This window comes from Pseudalkalibacillus sp. R45 (assembly GCF_052246725.1).
Taxonomy (GTDB): domain Bacteria; phylum Bacillota; class Bacilli; order Bacillales; family Fictibacillaceae; genus Pseudalkalibacillus.
In genome coordinates this window covers 71,222-86,719 of the sequence record NZ_JBQQCL010000009.1, presented here as the reverse complement: position 1 = coordinate 86,719, position 15,498 = coordinate 71,222, and the positions used below count along the sequence as shown (strand labels likewise).

At 39.8% G+C, this 15,498-nt stretch carries 25 protein-coding genes; 7 read left to right on the top strand and 18 right to left on the bottom strand.

Annotated features, from left to right (window positions below):
- Positions 1 to 25: 25 nt before the first annotated feature.
- On the bottom strand, positions 26 to 1,096 hold the full coding sequence (locus tag ACTWQL_RS15835) for an RNA-guided endonuclease InsQ/TnpB family protein (RefSeq protein ID WP_443143395.1): 1,071 nt from the start codon (positions 1,094 to 1,096) through the stop codon (positions 26 to 28).
- Between the two features lie 651 nt (positions 1,097 to 1,747).
- On the opposite strand from ACTWQL_RS15835, the gene ACTWQL_RS15830 reads away from it, so the two are divergent.
- Positions 1,748 to 2,182 carry an Hsp20/alpha crystallin family protein gene (locus tag ACTWQL_RS15830; protein WP_443143394.1) on the top strand — a complete coding sequence of 145 codons (435 nt, stop codon included), beginning with the start codon at positions 1,748 to 1,750 and terminating at the stop codon, positions 2,180 to 2,182.
- Here ACTWQL_RS15830 and ACTWQL_RS15825 read toward each other — a convergent pair whose 3' ends face one another.
- The gene (locus tag ACTWQL_RS15825) at positions 2,183 to 2,638 is read right to left on the bottom strand and encodes a hypothetical protein (RefSeq protein WP_443143393.1); all 456 of its coding nucleotides are present in this window, start codon (positions 2,636 to 2,638) and stop codon (positions 2,183 to 2,185) included.
- Between the two features lie 45 nt (positions 2,639 to 2,683).
- Here ACTWQL_RS15825 and ACTWQL_RS15820 point away from each other — a divergent pair, with 45 nt between their 5' ends.
- From ACTWQL_RS15820 to ACTWQL_RS15810, 3 genes are read left to right on the top strand one after another with little or no spacing between them, the layout of a single operon-like run.
- Positions 2,684 to 2,890 (top strand): hypothetical protein, encoded by a 207-nt coding sequence (locus tag ACTWQL_RS15820; protein ID WP_443143392.1) that lies wholly within the window; start codon positions 2,684 to 2,686, stop codon positions 2,888 to 2,890.
- Positions 2,890 to 3,231, top strand: a complete 342-nt coding sequence (locus tag ACTWQL_RS15815) for a hypothetical protein (protein WP_443143391.1) — start codon at positions 2,890 to 2,892, stop codon at positions 3,229 to 3,231. Before ACTWQL_RS15820 ends, ACTWQL_RS15815 begins: the two co-directional genes overlap by 1 nt.
- 5 nt (positions 3,232 to 3,236) lie before the next feature.
- The gene (locus ACTWQL_RS15810) at positions 3,237 to 3,515 is read left to right on the top strand and encodes a hypothetical protein (RefSeq protein WP_443143390.1); all 279 of its coding nucleotides are present in this window, start codon (positions 3,237 to 3,239) and stop codon (positions 3,513 to 3,515) included.
- On the opposite strand, the gene ACTWQL_RS15805 is transcribed toward ACTWQL_RS15810, so the two are convergent.
- The 3 genes from ACTWQL_RS15805 to ACTWQL_RS15795 form a co-directional block, all read right to left on the bottom strand.
- A complete protein-coding gene (locus tag ACTWQL_RS15805) occupies positions 3,512 to 3,763 on the bottom strand; it encodes a hypothetical protein (RefSeq protein WP_443143389.1) in 252 nt (83 codons plus the stop codon). The genes ACTWQL_RS15810 and ACTWQL_RS15805 overlap by 4 nt on opposite strands.
- 9 nt (positions 3,764 to 3,772) lie before the next feature.
- Entirely contained in the window at positions 3,773 to 4,018 is a 246-nt protein-coding gene (locus ACTWQL_RS15800) for a hypothetical protein (protein ID WP_443143388.1), read from the bottom strand.
- A 111-nt stretch (positions 4,019 to 4,129) separates the two neighbouring features.
- Entirely contained in the window at positions 4,130 to 4,816 is a 687-nt protein-coding gene (locus tag ACTWQL_RS15795) for an FkbM family methyltransferase (protein WP_443143387.1), read from the bottom strand.
- A 193-nt stretch (positions 4,817 to 5,009) separates the two neighbouring features.
- On the opposite strand from ACTWQL_RS15795, the gene ACTWQL_RS15790 reads away from it, so the two are divergent.
- From ACTWQL_RS15790 to ACTWQL_RS15780, 3 genes are all read left to right on the top strand, one after another.
- The gene (locus ACTWQL_RS15790) at positions 5,010 to 6,089 is read left to right on the top strand and encodes a Fe(3+) ABC transporter substrate-binding protein (RefSeq protein WP_443143386.1); all 1,080 of its coding nucleotides are present in this window, start codon (positions 5,010 to 5,012) and stop codon (positions 6,087 to 6,089) included.
- Between the two features lie 103 nt (positions 6,090 to 6,192).
- On the top strand, positions 6,193 to 7,827 hold the full coding sequence (locus tag ACTWQL_RS15785) for an ABC transporter permease (RefSeq protein WP_443143385.1): 1,635 nt from the start codon (positions 6,193 to 6,195) through the stop codon (positions 7,825 to 7,827).
- Complete coding sequence (locus ACTWQL_RS15780; protein ID WP_443143384.1) at positions 7,827 to 8,540, top strand: ABC transporter ATP-binding protein; 714 nt, start codon at positions 7,827 to 7,829, stop codon at positions 8,538 to 8,540. Before ACTWQL_RS15785 ends, ACTWQL_RS15780 begins: the two co-directional genes overlap by 1 nt.
- 208 nt (positions 8,541 to 8,748) lie before the next feature.
- Here ACTWQL_RS15780 and gvpU read toward each other — a convergent pair whose 3' ends face one another.
- The 13 genes from gvpU to gvpT (ACTWQL_RS15715) form a co-directional block, all read right to left on the bottom strand.
- Positions 8,749 to 9,180 carry a gas vesicle accessory protein GvpU gene (gene gvpU, locus ACTWQL_RS15775; protein ID WP_443143383.1) on the bottom strand — a complete coding sequence of 144 codons (432 nt, stop codon included), beginning with the start codon at positions 9,178 to 9,180 and terminating at the stop codon, positions 8,749 to 8,751.
- A gap of 27 nt (positions 9,181 to 9,207) precedes the next feature.
- Positions 9,208 to 9,912 carry a GvpT/GvpP family gas vesicle accessory protein gene (gene gvpT, locus ACTWQL_RS15770; protein WP_443143382.1) on the bottom strand — a complete coding sequence of 235 codons (705 nt, stop codon included), beginning with the start codon at positions 9,910 to 9,912 and terminating at the stop codon, positions 9,208 to 9,210.
- A gap of 193 nt (positions 9,913 to 10,105) precedes the next feature.
- Positions 10,106 to 10,438, bottom strand: a complete 333-nt coding sequence (locus tag ACTWQL_RS15765) for a gas vesicle protein (protein WP_443143381.1) — start codon at positions 10,436 to 10,438, stop codon at positions 10,106 to 10,108.
- Between the two features lie 80 nt (positions 10,439 to 10,518).
- The gene (locus tag ACTWQL_RS15760; RefSeq protein ID WP_443143380.1) at positions 10,519 to 10,809 is read right to left on the bottom strand and encodes a gas vesicle protein K; all 291 of its coding nucleotides are present in this window, start codon (positions 10,807 to 10,809) and stop codon (positions 10,519 to 10,521) included.
- Complete coding sequence (locus tag ACTWQL_RS15755; RefSeq protein WP_443143379.1) at positions 10,784 to 11,053, bottom strand: gas vesicle protein; 270 nt, start codon at positions 11,051 to 11,053, stop codon at positions 10,784 to 10,786. The genes ACTWQL_RS15760 and ACTWQL_RS15755 overlap by 26 nt, the downstream gene beginning before the upstream one ends.
- Before the next feature lie 16 nt (positions 11,054 to 11,069).
- Positions 11,070 to 11,876 (bottom strand): GvpL/GvpF family gas vesicle protein, encoded by an 807-nt coding sequence (locus ACTWQL_RS15750; protein ID WP_443143378.1) that lies wholly within the window; start codon positions 11,874 to 11,876, stop codon positions 11,070 to 11,072.
- Positions 11,877 to 11,886: 10 nt separating this feature from the next.
- Positions 11,887 to 12,144 (bottom strand): gas vesicle protein GvpG, encoded by a 258-nt coding sequence (locus tag ACTWQL_RS15745; protein WP_261131321.1) that lies wholly within the window; start codon positions 12,142 to 12,144, stop codon positions 11,887 to 11,889.
- Complete coding sequence (locus ACTWQL_RS15740) at positions 12,144 to 12,911, bottom strand: GvpL/GvpF family gas vesicle protein (RefSeq protein WP_443143377.1); 768 nt, start codon at positions 12,909 to 12,911, stop codon at positions 12,144 to 12,146. Before ACTWQL_RS15740 ends, ACTWQL_RS15745 begins: the two co-directional genes overlap by 1 nt.
- Before the next feature lie 29 nt (positions 12,912 to 12,940).
- Positions 12,941 to 13,852 (bottom strand): gas vesicle protein GvpN, encoded by a 912-nt coding sequence (gene gvpN, locus ACTWQL_RS15735; RefSeq protein ID WP_443143376.1) that lies wholly within the window; start codon positions 13,850 to 13,852, stop codon positions 12,941 to 12,943.
- Between the two features lie 23 nt (positions 13,853 to 13,875).
- Positions 13,876 to 14,142: a gas vesicle protein GvpO gene (gvpO, locus tag ACTWQL_RS15730; protein WP_443143375.1), complete on the bottom strand. Its 267-nt coding sequence runs from the start codon at positions 14,140 to 14,142 to the stop codon at positions 13,876 to 13,878.
- Between the two features lie 62 nt (positions 14,143 to 14,204).
- Positions 14,205 to 14,468, bottom strand: coding sequence for a gas vesicle structural protein GvpA (gvpA, locus tag ACTWQL_RS15725; RefSeq protein ID WP_221567456.1), 264 nt, complete (start codon positions 14,466 to 14,468; stop codon positions 14,205 to 14,207).
- Positions 14,469 to 14,498: 30 nt separating this feature from the next.
- Positions 14,499 to 14,969 carry a gas vesicle protein GvpQ gene (gene gvpQ / locus ACTWQL_RS15720; RefSeq protein WP_443143374.1) on the bottom strand — a complete coding sequence of 157 codons (471 nt, stop codon included), beginning with the start codon at positions 14,967 to 14,969 and terminating at the stop codon, positions 14,499 to 14,501.
- 27 nt (positions 14,970 to 14,996) lie between these two features.
- A complete protein-coding gene (gvpT, locus tag ACTWQL_RS15715; RefSeq protein ID WP_443143373.1) occupies positions 14,997 to 15,440 on the bottom strand; it encodes a GvpT/GvpP family gas vesicle accessory protein in 444 nt (147 codons plus the stop codon).
- Positions 15,441 to 15,498 lie beyond the last annotated feature (58 nt).

The window sequence follows — 15,498 nt, the reverse complement described above, 5'->3', positions numbered from 1 at the left end:
CTCCTAAGACAGGGCTTATAGCCTCTTAGGCTGATCGACTTTGACCATCGATCACAGGTGCATGACGAATATTCATCGCCCCCACCCGATCGCGGTGGGTGTGGTAGCCGCACCGGCATTTGTATGAACGGTCTTTGATTTTGTTCCGAATGCCACATGATGGACAGGTTTGACTCGTGTATTTGGGATCGACATATTCGACTTTGATTCCTGCGAGCGTTGCTTTGTATTCGATGAAGGACGCTAAACGATAAAAGGACCAGGTGTGAAGGTTCTTTGCATTTTTACGGCTTGTTTTTGCCGTCTGGCGAATATTCGCCAACTTTTCTAATCGTATAATTGACACATTATGTTTGACTGCGAAATCGACAATTTGCCGACTCACCTTATGGTCTTGGTCCTTCATCCAGCGTTGCTCTTTATTATGGAGCTTTTTGATGGCAGTGAGCTTTTTCTTTCGTCCGAGCTGTTGTCGTTTGAATTTGAACTTTCTTCGAACGTACTTGTTTCGCCTTCCGTTGCCAAAAAACCGGGTCTTCTCGTCTTCAGTGACCGCAACAGCCGGGACTTTCAGACCGAGATCGACACCCATGGTTTTGGTGCCCGTGTTTTGTTGGGTCGGGATCTCTATCGAAAACTGAGCGATCCACTTGTGAGCTTTTTTCGTGATGCGGAGGGTTCCATGTTTGTGGAAAGCAAGTTTCGTGAGAGTGTCTTGCGTGAAGGTAGCGTTAATGCGGATACGCTTGGATTTTCCGTCTACTATCAATGGTACTGAAACGGATCCCTCATCAAACGTGTAGTTCTGATTGTTCCAAAGGATGCAGGGTTTCTTTAAGATGGGGATGATTCGATATTGGGATTTCTTTACTTTCCGAAAGACACTTTTTGCATCCCGGATTGCCTGATTTTTGACAGCACTAGGGAGAGGAGCATTTACATGTTTGGAGGTTTTTCGGGTCGGTTCTTTCGCCTGTACCATTTCCATTACAAGCGCATTAATTGTTGCAATATACGTGGTGCTCGAGCGACTCATTAAATCACTTTGATGTTGATTAGGCAACAGTTTCACTTGGACCGTGACTGTAAGTGACATGTTTACCCCCCTCGTTTTTTGTTCTTCGACATCCCGTTGTTTTGGTTCTTTTTGTATGTCTATATCCACATTATACCAAACGTGTGTTCGTATTGAAAGAAGAAAAGAATGATTTATTCGCTTTCATCCCACCCCTAAAGGAGTGGGCTTTCCCGCTCATTAAAGCTGCAATAATTATACAGCACAAAGAAAAAGGCTGTTTTCGCAAACGTTGTTGCTCTTGCACTTAAAGAAAGTATAAAATACTTTTTTCAGTATAAGGGCACAAGCTGGTGGCTTCGGAAGCAATACACCGCACGAAGAAAATGCGATTTTCATTTTCGAGGCGTCTCGCACCTTGCCCTCCAATCAACTTGCACAAAGTGATTTTGTAAAATGACTCAAAAGCAACAATCTTTAAGAAAAGAGCCTAGAAAAAAGAGCGTACCGGAATGGCCGCTCCTATAAATCCTATTCGTGTTTCTCCCCGCACAACCCTCTTTTTTCAAATATCTTAATAAAGGTTCTTATAGTATAGGTTCTGTTTTTCACAACTCCCTAATAAATACGTGGAACTATACTCATTTTCATGGGGCAATCCGCAACCCCCTCCCTCAATACGATTTCATGATTCTCCTTTAATCGCATATAAATGGATGTGGGGGTGTTGATATGCAGAAGAAAACAGGGAAAGTAAATTGGTCTAAGTTTTCAAATGAAGTGGACCATGTCCTTGGTGAGGATTTCTGGAATGACCTCCATCATGTCATCCCGAAGCGGGGGCCCTCCTATGATATGTATGAAACAGATGCAGAAGGAATTATCATTTTTGAATTACCAGGCTTGCGATCGATTAATGAAATCAAAATCAAACAACATGGAACCCATCTTATTCTTCAAGGTAAGATCGATTATCATTATCCCGTTCCACAGGATAAGCTTATCCAAAATGAACGGTTTACAGGGAATTTCAAGAGATCAGTATTAGTCCCTTTCCATTACACTCCAGAAAAAATCACTGCCCGATACAAAAATGGTCTGCTCGAAATCCGAATCCAAAAGGAACAGAATGAAGATGAAATCATAATCGATATGGATGAAGACTGATTAATAATCGATCGGAATATCGTTGACCGTGTCATCGTTTGTTTTCAATAATCTTACTTCGACAAAAGGATGTTTATATTGTGCTTTGAAACCTCTCTTTGCAGTTGGGCCTGGGAGTTGGATATATTCTGACTGTCCGTTTGGAAGTCCAGAGACTATCAATCTTGAATTACCTAAAGAGATTCGCAATTGTTTTATATCTATGCCATCAGCCACCTGAAGCTTGACAACATAGTAATTCATCAACTCAACCAACTCGTGGCGAAGCCCATTTTGGTTTGGAGATACAGTATTCAATGAGTGTGGTTGAATGTAAGCACTTTGATTACCAACAGATTGTTGTATCGTTTGCTGAATATATTGTTCAAGCCATGACATATCCATATTACTTTTGTCATTCGTCCATTTCATCGGATCATCCAAAAATTGATTTATGAGTTTACTGTAATCGAACATTGGTCATTCTTCCTTTCAAACATTTACATTCGGGAGGTGAAAAATATGACGCCTCATATCAGATTCAACAATTTTACGATCGATAATGTTTCATCTTCCTCTGGTGTATTTTCAGGTGATAACTTTCAAAAGGATTTCACCTATAAAGGACGTAAGTATGAAGGTCACGGCTCGATAATCGGTGATCGGAATGTAATCATCAACAACAAACATTTGATTAAGAAAAATCAATCCGAACAGGAACGTCCATAATGTGGTTATTTAAAAGGGTTAGAAAGAAAACGGAAATAGAAGATTTAAAGAATCAAATCCATACATTAAACCAATTGCTTGAATCAAAAAAACAACCGATCGAGTATCATTTCCATATCAATCAAATCGATATTCATGATCCCACACTAGAAGAACTGAACTTCAAGCTTGATCAGATCGATATTGAAGATTTAAGTGGCGCATTGAATGTCGGAAATAATTTCGGTGTAACTGTAAAGGACAGAAAAAATAAAAAGAAGTGTGGCTCAGATGATTCTGAAATGAAAGCAAAAGCTACAAAAAACGGATATTCATTCTCTTTCAACTCAAAGGAGGAATGAAACAGATGCTTTCACCTAATTTTTTCATCCATACGATTCGAATCGGTTCGGTTGAAGGAGCGTCTTGTGTAAATTTTGGAAACAATGCTCCAAGCGGCTTTGAAAGCTATAAAAAGCTTAATCAAGGATTCGGCTCCATTAGTGGAGATAACAACTCGATTGAAGGACTCCGATCCTTATTAAGTGATTCGGCTATACTTGATATGCTGATCAACAGTCAAGATCACCAACTCCCCGAGTGGACTCAGGAAATTATAAGAGAGAAGTTAAAAAAGGAAAGTTAATCTACCTCCCCTTTTCCTTTTTTATCTTCTGATTGATATTGATAATTTCGGATTGGCATATCGATCAAATCGTTATCATATACGACATTGATGTTTTGGAAAAATAGATTGTTTTCACCGATTGCTGTCCCTAAACCATAGTTCTCCTTTTTCTGTGTAGTCCAATGCGTTTGGGTATTCTCTCCGTTAAAAACACCTGAATTATCACTTAGATTATTGATGTTGATTGTATCGAAAATAATATTCATAATGAAAACCTAATATTGGATATTTGGCTGTGGATTCACGACTTCTGGATTCGTGCTCGGTGTATCGATCAGGTCATTGTCAATCAATGTATTGAAATTGTTTATCGCAATGACAAACCCAATTGGCATACCGGCTGCAAAGTTGTTTTTCCCTTGCCAGTTCCAATCCTGTTGGTTATTTTGACCTGTTGCGATTGTTGCGTTTTCATTAACGGCATTGACTGCAATTTGGTTGAACACAACCGATACAGGCATGTTATTCCCTCCTAACAAACCTCTGTATGGTTACCCTATTCGCTCGTCAACATAATGGTGCATCTCTATTCAGGTCTCATGCCTGTCTTCCACAGCCTATCTTTTTAACTGTCATCTTTTTCTTATGAAACAACCTTTTTTATATAAAATAACATTTGCTCCGCGTTTAAAAGATGAAAAATCATATGGTTTTATTGCTTTATAGAATGCTTTACTACAACCTGGTTTCATTCTGTCATGAAGTTCGATAATCACAATTTTCACCTTGTCTAACCAATTTTCATACCCTTGTGAAAACAGCTCTTTCTCTGCACCTTCAATGTTCAACTTCAGAATGTCAATCTCATCAATTCCGTAATCTGCTAAGATCGATTCGATTGTGACAGCTTTAAACGAACCTGGTTCGTTTTGCTCGGTTTCCTCGACCATCATCCCCCATTCCCCTAAACCTACATCTTTTACTCTCAAATACGTATTCTTGTTCCATAATCCCGAATGTAACGCTTCAATTTGATGGTATGGCGCGATATTCTTCTCCATCACCTCTATGTTGGTTGGGTCTGATTCGACAGCTATCACTTTTGCCTGCGGAAACTGTTCAGCAAAAAACACGCTGCTATACCCCACATTCGCTCCACCATCGATAATCCACCTCGGGTCGAATGTCAGCTTCGGCAAATGATATTCTTGGTCATGAAACACATATTTGAACGTACTGAAGTCAGTAGAGTTGTTTCGGAAATACATCATCTCATCTATTCCTGGTGCCTTGATGGCATTCAGTTGATATTTTTTCAATGCAATACCTCCCTTTTAATATTTTTTACAGTTTATGATATGAGAGGTATAGCGTGTATCGTATCCCCAATTAGTTCCTGGGGTTAATATTTCCAGAATATATTTAAAAATTTCCATTGACTTGAGAATGATTATCATTATAATTGTTGTTGAGAATCATTTTCAGTTTATTACATAAAAAAGGAGATTCATCATGAAAACAACAAGGTATTTTTCATTTATTTCATTCATCCTGATGTTAGCGCTTGTCGTATCAGGTTGTGGAAATTCGAATAAAGACGATGCTGGTTCTGATTCAAGCAGTAGTGATATGAAAGAAGGCGGAGAGGTCAACCTTTATACAAGCCGTCATTACGAAGTGGATGACAAAATCTTTGCAGACTTCACTAAAGAAACTGGGATCAAGGTGAATATCATCAAAGGTGAAGAAGATGAATTGATTGAACGATTGGACCGTGAAGGAAAAGCAACAAAAGGCGATTTGTTCTTTACTGCAGATGCGGGACGATTAAACCGAGCAAAGGAAAAAGACCTTCTACAAAGTGTAGATAGTGAAACGTTAAGCAAGAATATTCCTGAAAATCTGACTGACATGGACAAACAATGGTTTGGATTGACAAAACGCGCACGTGTCATCGTATATTCCAAAGACAAGGTAGATCCATCAGAGCTTTCAACTTATGAGGATCTTACAGAAGACAAGTGGAAAGGAAAGGTATTGATCCGCTCTTCAGAAAACATTTATAATCAATCCCTGGTAGCTTCATTCATCGCTCTAAATGGTAAAGAAGATGCGAAAAAATGGGCACAAGGAATTGCTGATAACATGGCAAGAGATCCTAAAGGCGGAGATCGCGACCAGGCGAAAGCCATTGCTGCCGGCGAAGGGGTTTTAGCTGTCATGAACACCTATTATTTTGGGCAAATGCTTAATTCTGAGGATCCTGAAGAAAAGAAAGTAGCTGAACAGCTTGGTGTATTCTTCCCTAACCAAGATACAACTGGAACACACATCAACGTCAGCGGAATCGGCGTGACGAAACACGCAAAAAATAAAGAGAACGCGATCAAGTTGATTGAGTATCTATCAAGCAAAAAAGCACAAGGTGACTTTGCAGAAGCAAACTATGAATATCCAGTGAATGATGAAGTTAAGCCAACTGAACTTCTCCAATCATGGGGAGAATTCGAGGAACAGGACCTTAACCTTTCTGAGCTTGGTAAAAATAACGCAGATGCTGTTAAAATCATGAATGAAGTTGGCTGGAAATAACGTCATGGGCAGTGCCGTATCACAAAAGTGGTACGGCTCCTGCTGTCTACTTGATGACATCTAGAAATGCTTCCAGGGTAGTGAGAGGGTGGAACCGTTGTTAATGCTTCGTAAGGCTAAAGCACAATTAAATAGCTGGGCAATTTTGAGTTCCATGTTTTCAATTTTGATCCTTCTCCCCGCCCTTCTTATCCTATTACAGCTTTTTTCAGAATCAAATGATAATTGGGAGCACATCAAGGAATTTCTCTTAAAAAGTTACATCTTCAACTCATTGACGATCGTGTTGTTCACAAGCGTATTCACAGTTCTGATCGGCGTTACTGCCGCATGGCTGGTTACTGCCTATCAATTTCCGTTTCAACGCTTTTTCAAATGGGGATTGATTTTGCCCCTTGCGATACCTCCATATATTGGAGCTTATACGTATCACGGGATCCTCAATTACACGGGAGTCATACAAACGACGCTTCGTAATCGATTCGAAATGGAAGTCAATCAAGCCTATTTCGATATCATGACCATGCCCGGCGCGATTTTTATTTTTACATTGTTTCTTTTTCCATATGTTTATATCATCACCAGGAGTTTCTTAGAGAATCAGTCTTCTTCCCTAGTTGAAAATGCGCGTCTGCTTGGGAGGAATCCAATCGAGGTATTCATACATGTGGTACTGCCAATATCTCGGACCGCGATTGTAGGTGGTGTCAGCTTAGTTATATTGGAAGTATTGAACGATTACGGTGTGGTCAAATACTTCGGTATCCAGACGTTCAGTACCGCGATCTTCCAAGCCTGGTTCGGGATGGGAGATATCAATTCAGCAATCAAGCTTGCAGGGACTTTGATGATGATCGTGATTGGAATATTGATTCTTGAGAAGATATTCCGAGGCAGGAAGCAATTCAGTTATTCAACATCTAAAGTTCAGCCTTTACAGCCTGTACGTCTGGAAGGGTGGAAGAAATGGACGATATTCGGGTATTTCTTCTTGATTTTCAGCTTAGCTTTTCTTATTCCGATCTTACAGTTAAGCAATTGGATGCTGATGACGTATAAGGTGATCTGGTCCACTGTTTTCATCGATTTGATATGGAACTCAATATTCGTGGCATTTACTGGAGCAGTGATGATCATATTCGTTGCGTTGATCATTGCCAATTTCACAAGACTGTCGAATGGCTTGAGTAGCAAAATATTTTCCAAAGTCACTGTACTGGGATACTCGATTCCAGGGGCAGTCATTGCAATTGGGGTACTGACCTTGTTTCTCGCTCTTGATAAAAAGGTATTCGCATTATATGAACTGGTTGGAGCAGATCCTACGTTTGTATTAAGCTTAAGTATCATCATGCTTATCTTTGCCTACGTTGTACGTTTTCTAGCAGTTGGTTACAACTCGATCGAATCTGGCTTCGAGAAGGTTGGAACAACGTTTACAGAAGCATCAAGAACCTTGGGTATGAATATTACCAAGACGTTCTTTAAAGTCGATATAAGGATGATTAAAGGGGCTATAGCAGGTGGATTCATATTAGCGTTTGTTGATATTTTAAAAGAATTACCGCTAACCTTGATTTTACAGCCTTTCAACTTTTACACCCTAGCGACGAAAACATTTCAATATGCTAGTGATGAAAGAGTCCATGAAGCATCCGTTTCTTCCCTGATCATCATTTGTATAAGCGGATTATCCATCTATTTCTTACACAGAGTATTAGAAAAGGAGCCAAGCTGATGTTCATTCAAATCAATGAGTTGAATTTCAATTACAGAAATGCTATAAAACCAATCTTCAATGATTTTTCTCTTGGATTCAAACAAGGAGAAATTACGGTGATTTTAGGGGAAAGCGGAAGTGGGAAAAGCACATTGTTACGTTTAATTGCTGGTTTAGAAATACCGAACAGAGGATCCATCAGCATTGATGGCAAAACGATGACGGATGCTACACATTTCGTCCAGCCTGAAAAACGTGGTGTAGGTATGGTATTTCAGGATTATGCTCTCTTTCCCCATATGACTGTTTCTAAAAACATTCAGTTTGGGCTTCAAAAGATGAACCGAGAAAAGAAGAAGGAACGTGTAGCGGAATTATTGGAACTAGTTGGTATGCAAGAGTATGTGAATCGGTATCCTTATGAATTGAGCGGAGGACAACAACAAAGGGTTGCCTTGGCAAGGGCGCTTGCTCCAAACCCTTCCTTAATCATGTTTGATGAACCTTTCAGCAATTTAGATACGAACCTTCAGCACAAAATCCGTGATGAATTACGGGCAATCATCAAAAAGGCAGGCATCACATCGATTTTCGTCACACATGATCAGGAAGATGCACGTGTAATAGCAGATCGTATCGTCATATTGAACGATGGTGAAGTCGTAAAAGTCGAACAGCCAGAAAGCATTTTTCATAGTACCAAACGACGCCAATCCCTTACACTGGTTTAAATCGATCAATACAGTCTAATAAATGCACCTAACTATAGGGATTGAGTTGAAACCACCCGTTTATATAAAATTAGAGGACAAATGATCCGCTATTTAGGTAAAATCCAGCTTATTTCCCTTCGATTTACATCAATAAGGTCTCTGGTGTCCTCTAAATTCTAGTTGACACAAAAATGACGGGTCTCCCCGCCATTCTGTTGGTTTTCTTCTATGATGATTTCTTACTGTTGCTGCTATTACTACTGCTACTACTACTTTTCGAATCTGATATTTTCCCTAAGAAGAAGCCATCTATTTGCTCAAGCTTGCCTCTCCAAAGAATTTTCCCTTTTGATGGGGTAGGTTTACTGTCGCCGCAATAAACACGGGTATTCTTCATATGGATGAAGTTCGCTTCTCCACCCTCATGTGAATCAGCAGCTTCACTTGCCTCAGAAAGATCCTCACTAAGTTTTTGAGCAATTTCGCTGCCATCCTCAAGTTTACCGCTAAGCTCTTCAAAGTATTCTTTAGCTGAAATCATCGTTCCAGATATGACAGAGCCATTTACATTCAATGTAATATCCAATGAGAAATCACCAGTATTGGCTGCTTTCACAAAGTATTCTAGTATACTATCTTTTGGCGCAACTGAACTCACAATAATCGCTCCTTTACTAGTAGTAACTTATGCTGAGGTGTCATCTTCACTGGTTAATGACGTATCTTCCTCTTCTTCATCCTCTTTTTTTGATTTTTTAGATGTCGTTTTCTTCTTTCCGTTTGTCTTTGTTGATTTTTTAGTGCTATTTTTCTGCTTTACGCCTTCCTCTTCTTCATCTTCTTCGTCGTCTTCATCTTTCGCATTTTTTGATTGTTTTTTCTTGGTTGAGTTAGTCTTTTTCTGACGATTAGACGTTGTTTCCTCCTCTTCCTCTTCATCTTCTTCATCTTCGTCTGCTTCAGTTTCTTCTTCGTCTTCCTCTTCGCTTTCAAGGAATTTATTCATTTTCTCCTCTAACGATTTCAATCGATCCTGGAGCTTTTGATTTTCTTCTCTTAAATCTTCCAGCTCTTCAGTATCAACCTCTTCAGCTGTGGCACTTACCTCTGTTTCAGCACTTTCTTCAGACTCATCGCGATCTCTGTTCAAGAAATTCGTAGTAGATGACTTAAGGCTCTGGGCAGCTAATTTTGATTTTTCTTTTGCTGCACGACTTAGACCCATGCTTTTGTTTTTTAATGCTTCTTTATCGACACGTGCCCAGAGTTTCTTTCCGTTTTCAGGTGTTGCAAGATATCCGACTGTAGCTCCTAGGATTCCTCCTGCTACGGTCCGTTTGATCGGTCCACCTGTCACCATGTTCTTAGCTTGTTTTGATTTGTCTACCATACTTTTCCCCTCCATATATTATTTAGCTTTATTAACTCACGATGTAAATTTCTTTCTATATTTGGTTGAAACGAAATTTGCGACACTCCTGCGGGATAAGCGAGCCCGGTGAAAGTCCACAGCGAGGAACTCGTGAGGAGGCTCGCTGTTCGCCCCGGAAAAGGAGTGAATTTCGCCAAAATCAGCAAAGCCATTATTTAAGATCTTTAGCATTCAATCGATTTGTATGATTAACGTTATTTTCAAGTTTATCTAGTCTCTCTTTTAATTCCTTGTTTTCATCTTCTAGAGCTTTTGTTTGATCTTCTGTTGCTTTTGAACTCAAGTAAGGATCCGTTTCCCACCAATCCATACCGATTTCCTTCGCTTTATCAACGGAAGCAACAATCAAACGGATTTTGATGGTCAGTAATTCGACATCGGCTAATCCTACTCGGATATCACCTGCAATGACCACACCTTTATCCAAGACCTTTTCTAGAACATCGACAATTGTATGTGATTGCACTGGATGTTCAACAGCCATTGTTTATCCCTCCTTGGTCCTTTTACTGGACCCATTAAAAACAAAACTTATTATTGTCATACCGTTAATAGGAATTCCTTCTATCGAAGCAGGTTTCCTAATGGACCTAAATCTATATTCAAATCTTCAGCATCAAGGCCAAAGATGTCTTTTAATTCTTCCATTTTTTCTTCAAGATTCATCAGGGCTACACCGAGGTCTTCAATCTGTTCATCAGTAAGATTTCCCCCTTCTACCCGTCTCATTGCATGCCGTTCAACGATCTGACGTACTAATTCGATTACAGTCATGACTAATTGTGCCAATCCTTGTTCAGCATTATCAGGGTCAAGGTTGATCCGTGAATCATTTGTTTGAGTCTCCGATTGCATCTGTCAGTTCACCCCTTTGTTTTTCAAAGTTCTCAGATGATAAATGATTATTTTGTTGAGATTGTACGAGTGTTTCTACTGAGGAGATCAATACTCGCAAATCCAAATACACCAGGTCTACGCCTGCAATTGATATGATGATATCTCCTCTGATTGCCACTCCTTTATCAAGAATGACGTCTAAAATATCTATAAGTGCAATATCCTTATTTTCAATCGATTCTTTCATTCCTCTATGTGACATCCTCAGATCCCTCTCTTCACGAAAAGCTGGAAAAATGATAAGCAGGCCACGGTCCTGATGCTTCAAATCTCCAACCTTTCTGTCCTAATTCCTCTTCTAAACGTTTGACTTCTTCTAGATAGGAATCAACTTTATCGACTGGAAGCAGAAACACACTATTCCAAGTCATGTTTTCTTTCAGACCTGTGACGTCTTTACTCCAGTTTCTTTTGACTTCTGCTTGAATGGCAAATGCCTTAAGCTTTTCATGTAACCCATCACAAACACGGTTTTTCTCATTTTCAAGTTCCGATTCAAGCAACTCATCTATTTTTTTCTTTTCGAAAAACTGCCTTCCTGGAGTCATGGTACTGATTTCTTTCCGTTTCGCTTCTATTTCGTTATTGTTTTTGCTTACATCCTGCTTCAATTTTTCATCTTCGCAATAGATTTTAAGGTTCCATTCTTCATTTCCCTCAAGTGTTTTGAAAGTTTGTTCAATCTTACTTTCACTTGCTTCGATCGTCCCTCGTAAGCTTTGTTCGTTTTTATAAATCGTGCAGAACTTCAAAGGGATGATGGTATATTCCTTGTATAATGCAATAAGTGTTTCATGATGATGAAATGCCTTTTCCTGTAGCCATTCCATGTCACTATCGATTTTTTCTTTGATGTTTTCTTCGGAATACTCTTCAGAGTCAAGGTTACATACAACCGCGGTGATCTTATTGAGCTGTATGGTGTAAAGCTCAGATTCACCATCAAAACCCTTAAACGATGGAAATGTTTTTTCTGTTGCTTCTGTTGTTGGAATTAAGCCGTATAAATAGATGAGTTGAGCCATTTCCATTACCTCATTCCTTCTTCTTCGTCATTTCTTCCCATTGTTCCATTTCTTTTTGTTTTGCAATTTCATACCTTTGTAACAGTTCCTCTTCTTTTTCTTTATAAACATCCTCTGGTATTTCCTCGAGTTCATACATCATCTGAAGCTGAATAAGCTTTTGCTGAATTGTTGGAAGGTCATACAGTTCCTTGTCGACTTCCTCTTTCACTTTTTCACCGACTTTGATGACAAGATTCATGGGTGAGGTAACCAGTTTGTGCAGCATCAGCTTTCCTCAACGCTCAAGCGTATGTTGACGAAATTATAAGCTGGCCATGGACCTGTATAGTTGAAATCAACCTTATCCTTCCATTTTTCATGCGCTTCATTCACCTTTTGATCGAATACTTCCTCCTGGTTTCGATCAACTAAGAATGAGGCATTCAAGAGCATTTTTTCACCGAGAGGATCATTTGCTTTTGCAGCTTCAGCTGTTTCCTCCAGAGGAGCAAAAATTTCAGTTTTGATTTCATTCTGAATTTCGGTAACCATCTTTTGAGCCATTCCGCCTAGTTGAATACGCTCATAATAACTTGCTGCTTCTGATTTGCCGCGGACAGCTTCCGCTTTCTTAACAGCTTCAGGATTTTCATTGACCTTTGATTCTAGCCATTCTTTTTTGCCAATGACTTTCAACCCCAGTTCTATTTTCCCTTTGATTTCAGGGAACAGTTTCTTAAATTGTGGATAAAGATTTTCAAGAAGGACCTTTACATCATCCTTCGTTTTGAAGACATTTCCAAAACTGATCGGAATTACGGTATCTTTCTGATCCATTACTTTCGAAACAGTATTTTGATGAAACATCAGGTTTTCCTTGTTGGGGTGGTAGATTTTCATCGGGACTTCGGCACACACCATGGCAGCATCTTCATGCCGTATTGTGAATATTTCTCTTTCTCTGCCTTCTATTTCAACTGTACCGAACTCATCTTCTTGATCAGTTTGGATCCCGCAAAATAGATATATCCCCTGTTCTTCTTGCTCAGCCATCTTATCTCTCCTTTTTCATGCCCACCGTTTTATATATTGCTGCATTCTTTTAGTATCAATTCTTCTGCCGCTGCGCGAGGATCATCTGCGTCAATACATCGACTCATCGGATAACTGAGAATATCAATACATAGCCGTTGAAATTCCTCATCCTCACCATCGATCGGAATATCTTGTTCTAATGCGATCCTTCCAATCATAATGGATGATCGAATGCTCGGCACATTGCTATTGTCTTTCGAGCATTTGTCCCGTAAATTAGAGACGAGAATCGTAATCGCCCTTGCGTCATCTTCATCGATTCCAAGCTTTTCAGAAACAATTTCAGTTTCCCCATCAATACTCTTGTAATCCACAAATATCGTCACCAATCGATCCAACAGGGCATCCTGGGTTTTATAAACACCCGCGTACTCTGCAGGATTACTTGTGAATATCACTGAAAACTCTGGATGAACCCGATAGAAGGGCTCCGTATGCTTTGAACCGTATAATGGAAGTACACCTTCTTCCAGAATGGATAAAAACAGGTTGTTCGTCGTTGGCTGAGAACGTGTAAACTCATCGTAAACAAGCGTATAGCCATGCTTGACTGCTTCAAGCAAACGACCGTCCTCCCATGATTCCGTTACAGTCTCATCCTTCTTATAAACCCTGCGTACATACTGATCAACGACCTTTTTACTTGTATAGCCTCTAAAATCGCCAATCAAATCCTTATTGTTCAGTTCATGATTCCCGTGCATGACCATGACCGGTCTTTTTCGTTTCTTCGCAAGAGCAAGTGCAAGCGATGTCTTCCCTGCACCTGTTGGCCCTGTGAAATGGATCGGATATCCAGCTTTCAAGTATTGCATGGAGCGGGAAAGCAACTGTGTTGTTTCTGGATCCTGAATTAAATCTCGTGAGTCTTTCTTTATCTGTTCTTTCAATACAGCCATTGAAGCCTCCCTCTGGTTACCTCCTAGACTTCAACATCGATCGCGCTTCTGAAGCGGATATCCTGTCTCTTAAACGAGGTGACCTCTTTTTCTTTATTGACCAAGACTTCATAGGTACCAACCATTTCGTCTTTTGCGTATTTTTTCATATATTCTTTTTCTTCAATTACTTCGATTGTGACTTTCCAACCTTCATCCTCTGCTGCCTCTACAGATGTGATCTTATGCGGAGGAGCAACATGCTCTTTGAAAAAATCACCGACATTCTTCATGATCTCTTTGATTTCCATAGTCGCCTCCACTTAGTCTTTTGATTTATGAAGGGGAGGGCTTCGTTAAAGCCCCCTCACCTCTAAATACTGAATTGTGCATTTCTGCGTTCATTCGTTTGTTGCGGTAATCCTTCTTCTTCTACTTCATCTCTTAATAGGCCAACTGCTTCCGCATAACGTAACCACGTGTCCACACTTGCAATGACAACGCGTGCTTCAACAGTTAAAATCTCAATACCTACAACAGAAACTCTTGCAAATGCATCGATGACAATTCCCTTATCGAGAATTCTGTCGATTACTTCCGCTAGACTTGAACTATCTGTACTTTTTTGAACAGCCATTGTTACATTCTCCTTTCACAATCTTAGGTTTTACGAACCTAATGTCTTGATATCAGTTGAAGATTTGATATCCGTAGAGCTTTTGATATCCGTAGAGCTCTTGATGTTCTGGGAACTTTTGATATCGTTAGCCCCCTTGATATCTTTAACGCCTTTCAATTTCGTTCCGTTTTTGTTCGAATTGGAGGAAGAGATTTTTTCTTGAAATTCTTGCCCCGCTTCTTTCACTTTGGCTAATTTTTCCCGGACAGATAACAGAACGTCTTGTACCTTGTCCTGTGCTTTGTCTGCTTTACCATGTACTTTTTCTGCGTTTTGTTCTTTTGCATTTGCTAATTTTTCAGACGCTTCATCCGCTTTTTCCTGAAGATCATTTGTCATCTTCTCTTTGGCTTTTTCTTTCACTTCATCCTTCACCTTCTCTTTTACAGATGAAGGTGTTTTCTCAATAGCCTTGCTTACTGCTTTTTTTGCCACCTTTTTTACAGGTTTATCAGTCATGGAATCCCCCCTTTAAGGTGGGTCTCACTATTTTTTATCATCTAACAATGCATTCAATTTTTCTTCGATCCTCTGCAATTGGTCATTTAGATTTTTATTTTCTTCTTTCAATTCGTTGTATCGTTCATCTGAATCAGCTCTAGACTCCTTTACTTCTTCGTCCTCCGTGCCTTCATTGAGTAAGGCACCAGGTTTCAGAAGCGTCCCTTCGTATTTACTCCAATAACCTGCAGCGGTTTGACGCAGAGCCATCATAGCTTGCTCAGTGATCATTTGCTGAGCTGTCCTGCGCAGTTCATTTCCTGCAGCTCTGACCACTTCGGATTGTCCTATATTGCTTACGACCTTTTTCCCGGTACCTGGACTTGAAAGAAGACCAATGCTAGCACCAACAACTCCTCCAATGATGGCAAGATTTATCGAATTTGGCTGCGTATTCGTGGATAGAGTATTTTTTTGTTTATCTGTCATTACCTTTCTTTTCCCTTCTATTAGTGATCTTCATCAATTAGAGTTCTGTCAGTTTCAA

Excerpts from the sequence above, each read along its gene's own strand:
- gvpQ (WP_443143374.1), bottom strand. The coding sequence starts at position 14,969 with ATGACTGATAAACCTGTAAAAAAGGTGGCAAAAAAAGCAGTAAGCAAG.
- ACTWQL_RS15810 (WP_443143390.1), top strand. The coding sequence starts at position 3,237 with ATGCTTTCACCTAATTTTTTCATCCATACGATTCGAATCGGTTCGGTT.
- ACTWQL_RS15825 (WP_443143393.1), bottom strand. The coding sequence starts at position 2,638 with ATGTTCGATTACAGTAAACTCATAAATCAATTTTTGGATGATCCGATG.
- ACTWQL_RS15835 (WP_443143395.1), bottom strand. The coding sequence starts at position 1,096 with ATGTCACTTACAGTCACGGTCCAAGTGAAACTGTTGCCTAATCAACAT.
- ACTWQL_RS15785 (WP_443143385.1), top strand. The coding sequence starts at position 6,193 with ATGCTTCGTAAGGCTAAAGCACAATTAAATAGCTGGGCAATTTTGAGT.
- ACTWQL_RS15830 (WP_443143394.1), top strand. The coding sequence starts at position 1,748 with ATGCAGAAGAAAACAGGGAAAGTAAATTGGTCTAAGTTTTCAAATGAA.
- ACTWQL_RS15755 (WP_443143379.1), bottom strand. The coding sequence starts at position 11,053 with ATGTCACATAGAGGAATGAAAGAATCGATTGAAAATAAGGATATTGCA.
- gvpT (WP_443143382.1), bottom strand. The coding sequence starts at position 9,912 with ATGGTAGACAAATCAAAACAAGCTAAGAACATGGTGACAGGTGGACCG.
- ACTWQL_RS15790 (WP_443143386.1), top strand. The coding sequence starts at position 5,010 with ATGAAAACAACAAGGTATTTTTCATTTATTTCATTCATCCTGATGTTA.
- ACTWQL_RS15820 (WP_443143392.1), top strand. The coding sequence starts at position 2,684 with ATGACGCCTCATATCAGATTCAACAATTTTACGATCGATAATGTTTCA.
- gvpN (WP_443143376.1), bottom strand. The coding sequence starts at position 13,852 with ATGGCTGTATTGAAAGAACAGATAAAGAAAGACTCACGAGATTTAATT.
- gvpA (WP_221567456.1), bottom strand. The coding sequence starts at position 14,468 with ATGGCTGTTCAAAAAAGTACAGATAGTTCAAGTCTAGCGGAAGTAATC.
- ACTWQL_RS15805 (WP_443143389.1), bottom strand. The coding sequence starts at position 3,763 with ATGAATATTATTTTCGATACAATCAACATCAATAATCTAAGTGATAAT.
- gvpO (WP_443143375.1), bottom strand. The coding sequence starts at position 14,142 with ATGGAAATCAAAGAGATCATGAAGAATGTCGGTGATTTTTTCAAAGAG.
- ACTWQL_RS15765 (WP_443143381.1), bottom strand. The coding sequence starts at position 10,438 with ATGGCTGTTGAACATCCAGTGCAATCACATACAATTGTCGATGTTCTA.
- ACTWQL_RS15800 (WP_443143388.1), bottom strand. The coding sequence starts at position 4,018 with ATGCCTGTATCGGTTGTGTTCAACCAAATTGCAGTCAATGCCGTTAAT.
- gvpT (WP_443143373.1), bottom strand. The coding sequence starts at position 15,440 with ATGACAGATAAACAAAAAAATACTCTATCCACGAATACGCAGCCAAAT.
- ACTWQL_RS15740 (WP_443143377.1), bottom strand. The coding sequence starts at position 12,911 with ATGGCTGAGCAAGAAGAACAGGGGATATATCTATTTTGCGGGATCCAA.
- ACTWQL_RS15760 (WP_443143380.1), bottom strand. The coding sequence starts at position 10,809 with ATGCAATCGGAGACTCAAACAAATGATTCACGGATCAACCTTGACCCT.
- ACTWQL_RS15745 (WP_261131321.1), bottom strand. The coding sequence starts at position 12,144 with ATGCTGCACAAACTGGTTACCTCACCCATGAATCTTGTCATCAAAGTC.
- ACTWQL_RS15780 (WP_443143384.1), top strand. The coding sequence starts at position 7,827 with ATGTTCATTCAAATCAATGAGTTGAATTTCAATTACAGAAATGCTATA.
- ACTWQL_RS15750 (WP_443143378.1), bottom strand. The coding sequence starts at position 11,876 with ATGGCTCAACTCATCTATTTATACGGCTTAATTCCAACAACAGAAGCA.
- ACTWQL_RS15815 (WP_443143391.1), top strand. The coding sequence starts at position 2,890 with ATGTGGTTATTTAAAAGGGTTAGAAAGAAAACGGAAATAGAAGATTTA.